At 40.4% G+C, this 14,114-nt stretch carries 14 protein-coding genes; 11 read left to right on the forward strand and 3 right to left on the reverse strand.

Going from position 1 to position 14,114, the window contains the following annotated elements:
- The first annotated feature begins 773 nt into the window (after positions 1-773).
- From HMPREF9180_RS08980 to pepC, 6 genes are all read left to right on the forward strand, one after another.
- A complete protein-coding gene (locus HMPREF9180_RS08980) occupies positions 774-1,253 on the forward strand; it encodes a toxin-antitoxin system YwqK family antitoxin (protein ID WP_006146221.1) in 480 nt (159 codons plus the stop codon).
- Between the two features lie 11 nt (positions 1,254-1,264).
- Positions 1,265-1,903: an endonuclease V gene (locus HMPREF9180_RS08985; protein ID WP_025168761.1), complete on the forward strand. Its 639-nt coding sequence runs from the start codon at positions 1,265-1,267 to the stop codon at positions 1,901-1,903.
- A gap of 17 nt (positions 1,904-1,920) precedes the next feature.
- Positions 1,921-2,388, forward strand: coding sequence for a hypothetical protein (locus HMPREF9180_RS08990; RefSeq protein WP_006146225.1), 468 nt, complete (start codon positions 1,921-1,923; stop codon positions 2,386-2,388).
- A gap of 22 nt (positions 2,389-2,410) precedes the next feature.
- Positions 2,411-2,611: a hypothetical protein gene (locus tag HMPREF9180_RS08995; protein ID WP_025168762.1), complete on the forward strand. Its 201-nt coding sequence runs from the start codon at positions 2,411-2,413 to the stop codon at positions 2,609-2,611.
- Between the two features lie 66 nt (positions 2,612-2,677).
- Positions 2,678-3,400 (forward strand): pseudouridine synthase, encoded by a 723-nt coding sequence (locus tag HMPREF9180_RS09000; protein ID WP_006146228.1) that lies wholly within the window; start codon positions 2,678-2,680, stop codon positions 3,398-3,400.
- A gap of 120 nt (positions 3,401-3,520) precedes the next feature.
- On the forward strand, positions 3,521-4,855 hold the full coding sequence (gene pepC / locus HMPREF9180_RS09005; RefSeq protein WP_006146229.1) for an aminopeptidase C: 1,335 nt from the start codon (positions 3,521-3,523) through the stop codon (positions 4,853-4,855).
- A 64-nt stretch (positions 4,856-4,919) separates the two neighbouring features.
- Here the strand turns inward: pepC and HMPREF9180_RS09010 are convergent, their stop codons facing one another.
- The 3 genes from HMPREF9180_RS09010 to HMPREF9180_RS09020 are packed head-to-tail and all read right to left on the reverse strand — an operon-like array spanning position 4,920 to position 7,695.
- A complete protein-coding gene (locus HMPREF9180_RS09010) occupies positions 4,920-5,831 on the reverse strand; it encodes a PTS system mannose/fructose/sorbose family transporter subunit IID (RefSeq protein ID WP_006146230.1) in 912 nt (303 codons plus the stop codon).
- A gap of 14 nt (positions 5,832-5,845) precedes the next feature.
- Entirely contained in the window at positions 5,846-6,658 is an 813-nt protein-coding gene (locus HMPREF9180_RS09015) for a PTS mannose/fructose/sorbose transporter subunit IIC (RefSeq protein ID WP_006146231.1), read from the reverse strand.
- Between the two features lie 47 nt (positions 6,659-6,705).
- Positions 6,706-7,695 carry a PTS sugar transporter subunit IIB gene (locus HMPREF9180_RS09020; RefSeq protein WP_006146232.1) on the reverse strand — a complete coding sequence of 330 codons (990 nt, stop codon included), beginning with the start codon at positions 7,693-7,695 and terminating at the stop codon, positions 6,706-6,708.
- A 320-nt stretch (positions 7,696-8,015) separates the two neighbouring features.
- Between HMPREF9180_RS09020 and HMPREF9180_RS09025 the strand changes: the two genes are divergently transcribed.
- The 5 genes from HMPREF9180_RS09025 to HMPREF9180_RS09045 all read left to right on the forward strand — a co-directional run bounded on the left by HMPREF9180_RS09025 (position 8,016) and on the right by HMPREF9180_RS09045 (position 14,113).
- The gene (locus HMPREF9180_RS09025; RefSeq protein WP_006146233.1) at positions 8,016-9,293 is read left to right on the forward strand and encodes a glutamate-cysteine ligase family protein; all 1,278 of its coding nucleotides are present in this window, start codon (positions 8,016-8,018) and stop codon (positions 9,291-9,293) included.
- Positions 9,294-9,367: 74 nt separating this feature from the next.
- On the forward strand, positions 9,368-10,852 hold the full coding sequence (gene thrC, locus HMPREF9180_RS09030; protein ID WP_006146234.1) for a threonine synthase: 1,485 nt from the start codon (positions 9,368-9,370) through the stop codon (positions 10,850-10,852).
- Between the two features lie 60 nt (positions 10,853-10,912).
- Positions 10,913-12,193, forward strand: a complete 1,281-nt coding sequence (locus HMPREF9180_RS09035) for an MATE family efflux transporter (protein WP_006146235.1) — start codon at positions 10,913-10,915, stop codon at positions 12,191-12,193.
- 4 nt (positions 12,194-12,197) lie between these two features.
- Positions 12,198-12,812, forward strand: coding sequence for an HAD-IA family hydrolase (locus tag HMPREF9180_RS09040; RefSeq protein WP_006146236.1), 615 nt, complete (start codon positions 12,198-12,200; stop codon positions 12,810-12,812).
- 176 nt (positions 12,813-12,988) lie between these two features.
- On the forward strand, positions 12,989-14,113 hold the full coding sequence (locus tag HMPREF9180_RS09045) for a LysM peptidoglycan-binding domain-containing protein (RefSeq protein ID WP_006146237.1): 1,125 nt from the start codon (positions 12,989-12,991) through the stop codon (positions 14,111-14,113).
- Position 14,114 lies beyond the last annotated feature (1 nt).

Below are 14,114 nucleotides of genomic sequence, written 5' to 3' on the forward strand. Positions count from 1 at the left end.
TTTTTTGTTGCGAACTCGATGTGAGAATGGTTGCTAATCAAAAGCAAACACCAGAGAAATGTTGACAAAGGTCAAAGATTTCTCTAGTATAAGAAGTAAGGCTAGAGATTTTCTGAGAATAGAGTAAATGGAAGTCCATTGGTTTGAGAAAGAGATGTTGAACAATGACTAAAAGAATGAAAAACAATAGGAAACTAGTTAATCTAGGATTGTATCAAAACAAAATAGTCTATTATGACTTAAAAGAAAAGAAACTTTACTTTTCAATTCTAGGAAGATCCTCTAAGAATCAACACTACTACACTCTTGGACTCACATTACTCTCTCTCCCCATTATTAGATGGCTAAATGAATTAATCATTTTTAGTATTCCTACTATCAAATATTCTAGCGTCATTCTATGTACCTGCCTTTCCTTGCTCATAGGGAAATTTGTAGTGGACTACTCTAACAAAGACTTGGATTTATATCCTGCATTGTTTACAGATATTGAGTACTTAGAGTTCTTAGAAATAGCTAAGAAAAATGGAACTCTTGCTTTCGTATTTAATATTATTAGTAGTGTCAGTTTGATAGGCTCCTTGATAGTTTACCTGATCTATGCAAAGCTTTTAGGATTGCTGATTTATTCTGTTCTCTTGTTCATTCTCTACATCTGTGTGGTCAATAATGTACATAGACGGAATAAAGTTATTAAAAAACTAAACTAGTGAAAATATTCCATATGATTGGTTGTGGAAGGAACGCAACAAAATGAACTTTAAGGTTGGAAAATGACAGAAGATAAAATTTTAACAAAAGAAGAAGTTCTTCGTGATGGTGTTTGTTTTGAAGATGAACTAGACTGGGGCGGAGAATTCTATGAACAAATTGTCTGTGAAAATGAATTAGGAGAAGAGGTTCCTTATACTGGTTTAGCCTATGATTTATATTCAGATGGTCAATTAGAGTTTTATGGATATATAGATAATGGGTATAGGCATGGTCTAGCTGTCTACTTTTATTCTAATGGGAAAATTAAAAGAATTAATAATCAAGACAGAGGTTCAGCCGAAGGAATTCAAAAAGAATATTTTGAAAATGGTGATATTAAGTCGGTTTCTTATTGTATTGCAGGAGGAGAAATTCTCTATAAGAAATATGATGAGACTGGTAAAGTTATTGAAGAAAAAACAGAGCCTACCGAAGATGATTTCAAGATAGCAAAAAAGTGGGGTGTTGATTTATCGACTTTAGACATAAATTTGAAGTAGAACAAAATCGCTTGAGATCTCAGATTGATTTGACGAATCGTTTCATACCTTCTGATATCCAATATGTGGCAGGAGTGGACCTTGCTTATTGGAAAGAAGGAGATAAGGAATACGGTGTTGCATGTATCGTTGTCATCGACCGTAGAACTATGGAAGTGTTGGAGGAAGTGAGTTACTCTGACGAAATCCATGTTCCTTATCTTCCTAGTTATTTAGCTTTTCGAGAGTTGCCTTTGATTTTAGAAGCAGTAAAGCTTTTAATTAGTAAACCAGATTTGTATATGTTTGATGGAAATGGATATTTGCATCCGCGCAATATGGGGATAGCGACACACGCTTCTTTTTACTTGAATAAGCCAACGATTGGCGTCGCTAAAAACTATTACCATATTGATGGGGCGCAATATACTGTCCCTGAAAATCGTGAGGGAGCTTATACAAATATTGTAAAAGACGGTAAAATTTATGGGCAAGTTTTACGGACTCATCAAGATGTCAAACCAATCTATATTTCTTGTGGGAATTGGATTAATCTGGAAACGACTCGGGAATTTGTTTTAGAATTTGTTACAAAAGATAGCCGTTTGCCAATCACAACACGATTCGCTGATATCATGACACATCGGGAGAGAAATAAGAGAAAAATATAAAAAAGATTGGAAAAATTATGACAGATCCTAAGTACGGTGAAAATATTGTTGTTCTTTTTAAACATGAAAATAAATATACTTGGTATGTTTCGGATTTAGAATTCTGGTATATTGATTATGAGGTAGCACATTATTCGCTTGATACTCTGTATGATGAGCGAAAACGTTCTTCGAAACTGACTCATGATACATTGCCATATTTCTTAGAAGATATGGAAGTATATAAATGTGATCGAAATGAGCTAGGAGAAGCATTTGCTAAATCGTATCAGGAAGATAGATTAAACGCAGTTTACGATTTTAAACCTTCCCTGTTTATCGATATGGATGAGATGGAACTGTACTCGCAGTACGCAGAATACGTATCATTTGAAGAATATGTTTCAGAACCATGGAAAGGTCAATATAAATCATTTTGGGATAAGATTCCAGAAGAAGAAAAATTCTGGTTAGCTTGTGGCACCGATGTATACGGTGAAAATTAATTTTTTTAAGATTGGAGTAAATATGAGTAACAAAGTATCAATTATGCAAGAAATGTTTAAAAAAGAGGGTTCAGATGAACTCGTTCCTGCAGTAACCATTATCTTGGATGGTCAAATTAGAAATATCATTGATGCCCTAACAGAACAGAATGGCTATGAAGGCTATCCAGAAGCTATATCAGAAATTCTTTTCAAAGGAATAGAAAGTATGATTAAAAAATAAATCTGGGAAAGCAAATACAAGAAAAAGAGAGCGAAAACCGCTCTCTTTTTATGATATAATAGCCCTATGAGATTAGATAAATTTTTAGTTGCCTGTGCTGTTGGGAGTCGGACTGAGGTTAAAAACTTTCTCAAGGCTGGGCGCGTGACGGTCAATGGCAAGAAAGAAAAGTCTGCCAAGCTACAAATTGATGAAGAGACAGACGAGATTTGTTTTGACGGTAAAAAATTAGAGTACGAAGAGTTTGTCTACTACATGATGAACAAGCCCCAGGGGGTTATCTCAGCGACTGAAAATCCTAAACACAAGACTGTTTTGGATTTAATGGATGACTATGCATGTGCTAAGGAAGTTTTCCCAGTAGGGCGTTTGGATATCGATACGCATGGACTCTTGCTCTTGACCAATGATGGCAAACTGGCTCATGCTCTTCTTTCACCAAAACGTCATGTGGATAAGACCTATATGGCTCAAGTCAAGGGTATCATGACGGATGAAGACATTGAGACATTTGCCAAAGGTATCCCACTCAAGGACTTTACTTGTCAGCCTGCCAAGCTGGAGCTTGTGTCGATTGATACGGAAGAAAATAAAAGTCTAGTCCGCGTGACCATTGCAGAAGGGAAATTCCACCAGGTCAAACGGATGGTGGCCTACTGTGGCAAGGAAGTGGTGGACTTGCAGCGTGTGACCATGGGAACTTTGACCTTGGATGAGGAATTGAAACGTGGAGAATGGCGTCGTTTAAGCAAGGAAGAACTAGAAGGCTTGCTTGAGAGTGTCGGCTAGTGATAGCAGCACCATGAAATATTAGGAAAATGCGAGGAAAATATCCTTGCCTTTTTCAGTTTTTGGTTGCTTCCTTTGTGAAAAGAGTTATAATAGACTATAGAATATAAGGAGGGAATTATGAACGCAATTCAAAATTCATTTACGGATAAATTATTTGCTGATTACGAAGCAAATGTGAAGTATCAAGCTGTTGAAAATGCTGCTAGCCATAACGGTCTTTTTGCAGCACTTGAACGTCGTCAAAGCCATGTGGATAACACTCCTGTTTTCTCACTTGATTTGACTAAGGACAAAGTAACCAACCAGAAAGCTTCTGGTCGTTGCTGGATGTTTGCGGCTCTCAACACTTTCCGCCACAAACTCATCTCTCAATATAAATTGGAAAATTTTGAGTTATCTCAAGCCTATACTTTTTTCTGGGACAAGTATGAAAAATCAAACTGGTTCTTAGAACAAGTCATTGCAACTGCAGATCAAGATTTGACTAGTCGTAAGGTTAGCTTCCTTCTCCAAACACCTCAACAAGATGGTGGACAATGGGATATGGTAGTGGCTCTGTTTGAAAAATATGGTGTCGTACCTAAATCAGTGTATCCTGAATCTATCTCATCAAGCAGTAGTCGTGAGCTCAATGCAATTCTTAACAAATTGCTTCGTCAAGATGCACAAATCTTGCGTGACTTACTTGCTTCTGGTGCAGACCAAGCAACAGTACAAGCTAAGAAAGAAGAACTCTTGCAAGAAATCTTTAACTTCCTTGCAATGTCACTAGGACTTCCACCACGTAAGTTTGATTTTGCTTATCGCGATAAGGATAACAACTACCAAAGCGAAAAAGGCATTACTCCACAAGAATTCTTCAAGAAGTATGTTGATCTACCAATTGGGGACTACGTTTCTGTTATCAACGCTCCAACTGCTGATAAACCTTATGGTAAATCTTACACAGTTGAGATGCTAGGAAATGTGGTTGGTAGTCGTGCTGTACGCTATATCAACGTACCAATGGAACGCTTGAAAGAATTGGCCATCGCACAAATGCAAACAGGTGAAACTGTTTGGTTTGGTTCAGATGTCGGCCAACTCAGCAACCGTAAGGCTGGTATCCTTGCAACAGATGTTTATGACTTTGCATCAAGCATGGATATTCATTTGACTCAAGACAAGGCAGGCCGTTTGGACTACAGCGAAAGCTTGATGACCCATGCTATGGTCTTGACTGGTGTCGACTTAGATGAAAATGGTAAATCCACTAAGTGGAAAGTTGAAAACTCATGGGGAGACAAAGTAGGTACAGATGGTTACTTTGTTGCTTCAGATGCTTGGATGGACGAATACACTTACCAAATCGTTGTCCGCAAAGAATTGCTGACAGCAGAAGAACAAGCTGCCTATGAAGCAGAACCAACTGTATTAGCACCTTGGGATCCAATGGGAGCTTTAGCAGAATAATAGAAATAAAAAAGAATCAGGTGATAAACCTGATTCTTTTTTTGTTTGTAAATTCTCGCCGAGATTACATGATACCGAAGAAACGAGCTGCGATACCAACTACAAAGAGGGCAAGGATGATTGAGATTGGAGATACTTTTTTCTTAAGCAACCACATGCAAAGGAAAGTAAGGAGAAGTCCCATCAATCCCGGAATCAAGGAATTCAATTGTCCTTGAAGTGTTTGAGGTTGAACGCTATCTAAGCTCAAGCCACTAAGTGCTTGACCAAGAATTCCCTTCAATTCTCCACCTGTAACAGGGCCTTCTGGGAAGTTGATGTAAGCACCTTCTGCCAATTGTTTACCTGGAAGATTGACAGTGAAGTTGATAGAAACCCAACGTTGTACAAGGACAGCAAGGATGAACATACCAAGGATAGAAGCACCTTTAGTGATGTCTTTCAAGATACCACCAGACATGTCTTTAGTGATTTCAGATCCAGCCTTGTAACCAAACTCTTGTGTGTACCATAGGAAAGACATACGAATGGCATTCCAACCAAAGAAGAAGAGAAGTGGTCCAACGATATTACCAGTTGCTGCAAGTGATGCACCAAGGGCACCAAGGATAGGACGTACTGTAAACCAGAAGACTGGATCACCAATACCAGCAAGAGGTCCCATCATACCGATTTTAACACCTTGGATGGCAGCGTCATCGATTTCAGTACCGTTTGCACGTTCTTCTTCAAGTGCAAGAGTAACCCCCATGATTGGAGCAGCTACATATGGGTGAGTGTTGAAGAACTCAAGGTGACGCTCAAGAGCAGCAGCTTGGTCTTCTTTTTTAGTGTAAAGTTTCTTGATAGCTGGGATCAAAGAGTAAGCCCAACCTAAGTTTTGCATACGTTCGTAGTTCCAAGAACCTTGAAGGAATTGTGAACGCCACCAAACTTTTTGGCGATCTGATTTTGATAATTGAATTTTTTCAGCCATGATTGTTCCCCTTTCTAGTAGTCTTCTAGGATATCACCGATTGGATCGTTAGAAGTTGCAGCTCCTCCGCCACCGTTTCCACCTTGTTTAGAAAGGTTGAGGTAGATGAAGGCAAGGGCAACACCGATGACACCAAGGGCAATCAAAGTCAATTGAGAAATCGCTGCAAGAGCAAAACCGATAGCGAAGAATGGCCATACTTCACGAGTAGCCATCATGTTGATAACCAAAGCGTAACCAACGGCAACGACCATGGCACCACCGACAGCCATACCACCGTTCAACCAGTCTGGCATCAATTTAAGAGCATCTTGAACAGCAGAAGCTGGGATAGCAATAAGGAAGGCTGCAGGAATCGCGATACGAAGACCTTGAAGAACAAGGGCAAAGTAGTGAGCACGTTCAACAGCTGCAATGTTTCCTTCTTTAGCAGCAGCGTCAGCAGTGTGAACCAAACCAACTGAGATTGTACGAACAATCATAGTCAAGAAAAGTCCAGCTACGGCAAGAGGGATTGCAGTTGCAGTTGCGACTGCGATACCTTCAGTAGTAAAGTTACCACCTTTAATCATGATGATTGCAGCGGCAACAGAGGCAAGAGCAGCGTCAGGTGCTACGGCAGCTCCGATGTTAGCCCAACCAAGGGCAATCATTTGAAGTGATCCACCAAGCATAACTCCTGCTTCGAGGTTACCGGTTGCAAGACCGATGAGGGTACATGCGACGATTGGTTGATGGAATTGGAATTGGTCGAGGATACCTTCAAGACCTGCAAGGAAGGCAACAACTACAACCAAGATAGCAGAAATGAATGAAATATCTGACATGGTTTTATTCCTTTTCTATTTAATGAATTTATAGATGTTGAGTTAGATTATTGAACGTTTGCTTTTTCAATCAAGTCAAACAAATCTTTTTTCGTGTCATTTGGTACTTTACGTACGTCAAATTCAACACCGAGGTCACGCATTTTTTCAAATGTAGCAACGTCGTCCTTGTCCATTGACAATACGTTGTTGATCATTGTTTTACCAGTTGAGTGAGCCATTGAACCAACGTTCAGAGTCTTGATTGGCACACCGCCTTCGATAGCACGAAGAGCATCTTGAGGTGTTTCAAACAAGATAAGGGCGTGAGTGTTTCCAAAACGAGGATCTTTTGCAACCTCAATCAATTTTTTGATTGGAACAACGTTGGCCTTTACTCCGTTAGGAGCTGCTTGTTTGATCAATTCTTTACGAAGGTCGTCGTTTGCAACATTGTCTGAAGCAACGATGATACGGTCCGCTTTTGAGTCTGGAGTCCAAGCAGTTGCGACTTGTCCGTGAAGAAGACGTGTGTCAAGACGAGCAAGGTTGATTTTCAATTTACCGTCTCCGATAACAGTTCCTTCTGGAATAGCAGCTTGGGCAACTGGAGCAGCTGCAGCACCTGCAACTTCCTCAACTGGGTTTAACTCTTCTGGAAGAGCTTTGATGCCATCTTTGGCTTCTTTAATGATATTCGCAGCGACTTTATCCACACCAGCATTAGCGTCCATGAGACGTTCTGTATAGGTTTGGATTAACATCGGCAAGTTAAGTCCTGTGATGATGGCAAATTTACGTTCAGGATTTTCTCCCATTACGCGACTAGCTTGGTTAAATGGAGATCCACTCCAAAGGTCCGCCAAGACTAGAACCTCATCTTCTGCGTCAAATGCCGCCACAGCATTGTTAAACTTAGCGTATAGATCATCTGGACCTTCATTTGGCATAAAGGTTACAACTTGAACCTTTTCTTGTTCACCAAAGATCATAGATCCTGACTGATGAATCCCCGCAGCAAATTCGCCATGGCTCGCAATAATGATTCCGATACTCATTATTGTCTTTCCTCCTTATAAAATGTTTGACTTGTAGTTTAAGAAAACTTTAAGACTCTTTAAGTATAAACCGTTTTCAATAAAAAATCAACTACTTATGATAAATCCTAAAAATATAAGAGAGAAATCGATTGTTAAAGATAATGATATATCAACATTTTTAATATCTCTTTATAAGTACGTGTGCAAAATTTAGTATAAAAACCAAATCTATCAACATTTTTAGAAAGTCATTTTTAGGTCTAGTTCTCATAGAGTTTTTGGTATAATATAGAGAGCAATCGATGTTTTAGGAAGAGAATTTAGAGTGAGAGGTATGTATGTCCCCTTCTATTCAGTTATTAAAAAACCGCTATTTGAAAAATATCAAAGAAAATCCGGAGCTCTATATTGGCATTGAGTTGGAGTTCCCTATCGTACATACGAAAGGGGAATCTATAGATATTGAAGTCAGTAAGGACTTGATGCGATTTTTAGTGGATGCTCTTAGTCTAGAAGTTGAAAAAGAGGATCAGGATGGCAATCCGATTCAGCTTGTAGAACCGAAGAGTCAAGATCGGATTTTGTTTGAGGTTTCTTATACAACTCTTGAGTTTGCCTTTGGAAAAGCAGGAAGAATTCAGGATGTTGAAGAACGTTTTGATGCCTATATGAAGGTGATTCAGAAAAAACTAGGAGAAAAGAACCATACTATCCAGGGTTTGGGGATTCATCCACATTGGGATATTAATGACAATCGACCTGTAGCTTACCCACGCTACCAGATGCTGATGGCTTATCTGAATATGAGTAGTCAGGTAAGGATAGGATCTTTACATGCATTTCCTGAATATGGTGCTTTTATCTGTGGGAGTCAAGTTCAGTTGGATGTATCGACTGCTGACTACCTACGTGTCATTAATGCTTTCACTCAGGTAGAAGCAGCCAAAGCTTACTTATTTGCCAATTCTGAGTTTTCGGGAGCAGACTGGGATACTCGGATTTCACGAGATATCTTTTGGGAAGAATCCATGCATGGAATTTATCCAGAGAATGTCGGTGTCAATGCAAAACTCTTCAAAGATGAGGATGATTTCTTTGATTATCTAGACCGCTCTGCGATTTTTACAGCAGAACGAGATGGGGAAACCTACTATTTTTCTCCAATTCGGGCTAGAGATTACCTAGCTACTGATAAAATTCCTGCCTATACTCTAAATGGAAAAGAAACTCTTCTGGTTCCTCAAGAGAAGGATTTCCAGACGCACCGTAGTTACCAATATCAAGACTTAACAACTCGAGGGACGATTGAATTCCGTAGTGTTTGTACGCAACCCCTAGACCGCACTTTTGCTTCGGCAGCCTTTCATCTAGGTTTGTTGGTAAATCTAGACAAGCTTGAAGCTTATCTAGAGACAGCTCCTTTCTTTGAGAACTTTGGCTGTGACTACAAGTCTTTGAGACGCCAGTTTTCTAAGAAACAACTCACAGATGAGGAAAAAGCTGGTGTTGTCCAGTTCTCCAAAGACTTGCTGGCTATAGCAGAGCAAGGGCTTGAGATGAGAGGTCAGAGAGAAATGACTTATTTAAAGTCTTTAAAAGAAGAATTGACTCTATAATTTTCTTATAAAGGGAGAATTTTCTGAAAAATCATGTTATAATGGATGAGACTATAGATAAAGGATAGAGATTTATGACATTAGTTTATCAATCGACGCGTGATGCGAAAAATACCGTAACAGCCAGTCAAGCAATTTTGCAAGGTTTGGCAACAGATGGAGGTTTGTTTACTCCAGTGAGTTATCCAAAGGTAGACTTGGATTTTGACAGATTAAAAGACGCTTCTTACCAAGAGGTAGCTAAACTTGTCTTGTCAGCTTTCTTGGATGACTTTACAGCAGAAGAGTTGGACTACTGTATCACTAACGCCTATGACAGCAAGTTTGATACACCAGCAATTGCCCCTCTTGTCAAACTCGATGGCCAATACAACTTGGAACTTTTCCACGGTTCAACCATTGCCTTTAAAGATATGGCCTTGTCCATCTTGCCATACTTTATGACAACGGCAGCTAAGAAACACGGCTTGAAAAACAAAATTGTCATCTTGACAGCGACATCTGGAGATACTGGGAAAGCTGCTATGGCAGGTTTTGCAGATGTACCAGGAACTGAAATTATTGTATTTTATCCAAAAGATGGTGTCAGCAAGGTGCAAGAATTGCAAATGACCACTCAGACTGGTGATAATACTCATGTCATCGCCATCGATGGAAACTTTGATGATGCCCAAACCAACGTGAAGCATATGTTCAACGATGTGGCTCTTCGTGAGAAATTGGCAGCCAACAAGCTCCAGTTCTCATCAGCTAACTCTATGAATATTGGTCGTTTGGTCCCACAGATTGTCTATTATGTTTATGCCTACGCTCAGCTTGTTAAAACTGGCGAGATTGTGGCTGGTGACAAGGTTAACTTCACCGTACCAACAGGAAACTTCGGAAATATCTTGGCTGCCTTTTACGCTAAGCAAATCGGCCTACCAGTCGGCAAGTTGATCTGTGCTTCAAATGACAACAATGTCTTGACAGATTTCTTTAAAACCCGTGTCTATGACAAGAAGCGTGAGTTTAAAGTAACCACTAGCCCATCTATGGATATCTTGGTCTCTTCAAACTTGGAGCGCTTGATTTTCCACCTTTTGGGAAATGATGCGGTTAAGACAGCTGAACTTATGAATGCTTTGAACACTCAAGGTCAGTATGAGTTGACAGACTTTGATACAGAGATTTTGGACCTTTTTGCAGCTGAGTATGCGACTGAAGCAGAAACAGCAGCAGAAATCAAGCGTGTTTATGAGGCAGATGCTTATATTGAGGATCCTCATACAGCGGTTGCTTCAGCTGTTTATAAAAAATACCAAGCGGCGACAGGTGATGTGACTAAGACCGTGATTGCTTCAACAGCTAGTCCATATAAATTCCCAGTGGTTGCAGTAGAAGCTGTAACTGGGCAATCAGGTTTGAGCGATTTTGAAGCCTTGGCTCAATTACATGACATTTCAGGAGTGGCAGTGCCACCAGCAATTGACGGGCTTGAGACAGCTCCTGTTCGTCACAAGACAACAGTGCCAGCTGCTGACATGCAAGCAGCGGTGGAGGCTTATCTAGGACTTTAAAGCAGAGGAAGTAAACTCGGTTGGGAAACTAACTGAGTTTCTTTTCATCAGGAGGAAGGATTGTTTAAGAAAAATAAAGATATTCTCAACATAGCCCTGCCAGCCATGGGTGAAAATTTCTTGCAGATGCTCATGGGGATGGTGGACAGTTACTTGGTCGCTCACTTGGGATTGATAGCTATTTCGGGTGTGTCTGTAGCGGGTAATATTATCACCATTTATCAAGCTATTTTTATTGCTTTGGGAGCTGCTATTTCAAGCGTCATTTCAAAAAGTTTGGGACAGAAAGATCAGTCTAAACTAGCCTACCATGTGACAGAAGCGCTCAAGATTACTCTGCTGCTAAGTTTAGTTTTAGGAGCCTTGTCCATCATTGCGGGCCAAGAGATGATTGGCCTTTTAGGCACAGAAGAAGCTGTAGCTGAGAGTGGTGGACTATACCTTGCTTTAGTTGGCGGTACCATCCTTCTACTGGGGTTGATGACTAGTCTGGGTGCCTTGATTCGCGCCACTCATAATCCTCGCCTCCCTCTCTATGTGAGCCTCTTATCCAATGCCTTAAATATTCTTTTTTCAAGTGTTGCCATTTTTATCCTTGATATGGGGATAGCTGGAGTAGCTTGGGGAACCATCCTATCTCGTTTGGTCGGGGTTGTGATTTTATGGTCACAATTAAAACTTCCATTTACAAGACCAAGGTTTGGACTGGACAAAGACTTGCTAACCCTGGCTTTGCCAGCAGCGGGAGAGCGTCTTATGATGCGAGCCGGAGATGTGGTCATTATAGCCTTAGTTGTTTCCTTTGGAACAGAGGCCGTCGCTGGAAATGCTATCGGTGAAGTCTTGACGCAGTTTAACTATATGCCTGCCTTTGGTGTCGCTACGGCAACAGTTATGCAAGTGGCTCGAGCTGTTGGGGAGGATGATTGGGCAAAGGTAGACAAGCTCAGTAAGCAAACTTTTTGGCTATCCCTCTTTCTCATGTTGCCCTTAACGCTTACGATCTATGCTCTTGGGACACCACTAAGCTACCTCTACACCAGCGATCCTGTGGCTATCAAAGCCAGTGTTTTAGTGACGCTGTTCTCACTACTAGGAACTCCCATGACGACGGGAACAGTCATTTATACAGCTGTCTGGCAGGGTTTGGGAAATGCTCGACTCCCTTTTTATGCGACAAGTATCGGGATGTGGTGTATTCGGATAGGAACTGGTTACTTGATGGGAATTGTTCTTGGTTGGGGTTTGCCTGGGATCTGGGCAGGGACGCTTTTGGATAATGGTTTTCGTTGGATGTTCCTACGCTATCGTTACAAATCTTATATGACATTGAAAGGATAAAAAAATGAAAAAAAGAGCATTTATTTGGGATTTGGACGGGACATTATTGGATTCTTATGAGGCTATTTTAGCTGGTCTCGAAGAGACGTTTTCTCAGTTTAAAATTCCCTATGATAAGGAGAAAGTTCGTTCTTATATTTTAAAGTATTCAGTTCAAGACTTACTGCAAGAAGTGGCAGAGGAGAAAAATCTAGATTTGACTGAACTGAATCAAGCTCGGGCACAAAGTTTGGCAGAGAAGAATGCCCAGGTTGTTTTGATGCCCGGTGCGCGTGAAATCTTAGCTTGGGCGCATAAGGCAGGCATTCAGCAGTTTGTATACACGCATAAGGGGGAGAATGCTTTCGCAATTTTGGGTGATTTGGACTTGCTCCAGTATTTTACAGAAATTTTGACCAATCAAAGTGGTTTTGCAAGAAAACCAGACCCAGAGGCTGCCGTTTATTTACTAGAGAAGTATGATTTAGATCCTGAAGAGACCTATTATATAGGAGATAGAACTTTGGATATCGAATTTGCTCAGAATAGTGGCATTCAGAGTATCAATTTCCTTGAAAGTTCAGCTGTTTGCAATCGTCAAATCTCTCAGTTAGAGGATATTTCCTCTCTAGTTTTTTGAAAGTTTCATGAAAGGGAATATGTCAGATTTGTGACAAAATTCATACAAACTATTTCAATTCATATGGTTTATTACAGAGATTAGACAGTTTTATTAAATAGCCCACAAAGGGCTTTTTTTCTTTTTCTTTATGTTATGATAGACAGGTACTACATTTGAAAAGGAGTTTGAATAGTATGAAGAAAAGAATTATTTTAGCATCAACAGTAGCGCTATCGCTTGCCCCTACCTTGGCAACTCAAGCAAAAGAAGTAGCGTGGTCTCCACGTTCCGTTGAACAAATTCAAAATGATATTTCTAAAAGTGAAAATAAAACAAGTTATACCATCAAGTATGGAGATACTTTAAGTACGATTGCAGAGGCTTTGGGAGTAGACGTAAATGTCCTTGCTAACTTGAACAAGATTACGAATATTGACTTGATTTTCCCAGAAACTGTACTGACTACAACTGTTAACGAAAATGAAGAAGTAACAGAGGTTGAGGTTTATACACCTCAAGAAGTAGGTTCTGACGTAGCAACTGCAACAGCAGATTTGACAAACAACCAAGTCATTATTAATGACCAAACTGTACAAGTTGAAGATTTATCACAACCAGTTGAAACAACAGATTCACAAGTTGCCGAGGAAGTCGTAGCAGAAACTACAGTATCTACAGGGGAACCAGCAGTAGAAGCAACTACTGAGGTTGCAACACCAGCTGTAGCACCAGTAGCAGAGGCGACAACTGAAGCTGTAACAGAAACTACTGCACCAGTAACAGAAGCACCTGTAGCGGAAGAAACAACTACGACAGTAGCAGAGGTAAATGCAACAGAAGCGCCTGTTGCAGAAGTTGCACCAGAGCCCCAATCAGCTCCAGCAACTTATCAAGCTGAACCAAGCCAAGGTGCATCGACAACTTATACAGCACCAGCAGCACCTGATTATGCAAGTATTGCAGCTTCAAAATCAGAAAATGCAGGTCTCCAACCACAAACAGCCGCCTTTAAAGAAGAAGTAGCTAACTTGTTTGGTATCACATCATTTAGTGGATACCGTCCTGGAGATAGTGGAGACCACGGAAAAGGTCTTGCCATTGACTTTATGGTTCCAGTAAGTTCAGCTCTCGGTGATCAAATTGCGGATTATGCTATCCAAAACATGGCTAGCCGTGGTATCAGCTATATCATCTGGAAACAACGTTTCTACGCACCATTTGATAGCAAATACGGACCAGCCTACACATGGAATCCGATGCCAGATCGTGGTAGCGTCACAGAAAACCACTATGACCACGTTCACGTATCAATGAACTAAA

The sequence above is a fragment of the Streptococcus peroris ATCC 700780 genome, from assembly GCF_000187585.1.
Lineage (GTDB): Bacteria > Bacillota > Bacilli > Lactobacillales > Streptococcaceae > Streptococcus > Streptococcus peroris.

What these genes read in the sequence shown, in the direction of transcription:
- HMPREF9180_RS08980 (WP_006146221.1), top strand. Translation starts at nt 774, where the DNA reads ATGACAGAAGATAAAATTTTAACAAAAGAAGAAGTTCTTCGTGATGGT.
- HMPREF9180_RS08990 (WP_006146225.1), top strand. Translation starts at nt 1,921, where the DNA reads ATGACAGATCCTAAGTACGGTGAAAATATTGTTGTTCTTTTTAAACAT.
- HMPREF9180_RS08995 (WP_025168762.1), top strand. Translation starts at nt 2,411, where the DNA reads ATGAGTAACAAAGTATCAATTATGCAAGAAATGTTTAAAAAAGAGGGT.
- HMPREF9180_RS09000 (WP_006146228.1), top strand. Translation starts at nt 2,678, where the DNA reads ATGAGATTAGATAAATTTTTAGTTGCCTGTGCTGTTGGGAGTCGGACT.
- pepC (WP_006146229.1), top strand. Translation starts at nt 3,521, where the DNA reads ATGAACGCAATTCAAAATTCATTTACGGATAAATTATTTGCTGATTAC.
- HMPREF9180_RS09010 (WP_006146230.1), bottom strand. Translation starts at nt 5,831, where the DNA reads ATGGCTGAAAAAATTCAATTATCAAAATCAGATCGCCAAAAAGTTTGG.
- HMPREF9180_RS09015 (WP_006146231.1), bottom strand. Translation starts at nt 6,658, where the DNA reads ATGTCAGATATTTCATTCATTTCTGCTATCTTGGTTGTAGTTGTTGCC.
- HMPREF9180_RS09020 (WP_006146232.1), bottom strand. Translation starts at nt 7,695, where the DNA reads ATGAGTATCGGAATCATTATTGCGAGCCATGGCGAATTTGCTGCGGGG.
- HMPREF9180_RS09025 (WP_006146233.1), top strand. Translation starts at nt 8,016, where the DNA reads ATGTCCCCTTCTATTCAGTTATTAAAAAACCGCTATTTGAAAAATATC.
- thrC (WP_006146234.1), top strand. Translation starts at nt 9,368, where the DNA reads ATGACATTAGTTTATCAATCGACGCGTGATGCGAAAAATACCGTAACA.
- HMPREF9180_RS09040 (WP_006146236.1), top strand. Translation starts at nt 12,198, where the DNA reads ATGAAAAAAAGAGCATTTATTTGGGATTTGGACGGGACATTATTGGAT.
- HMPREF9180_RS09045 (WP_006146237.1), top strand. Translation starts at nt 12,989, where the DNA reads ATGAAGAAAAGAATTATTTTAGCATCAACAGTAGCGCTATCGCTTGCC.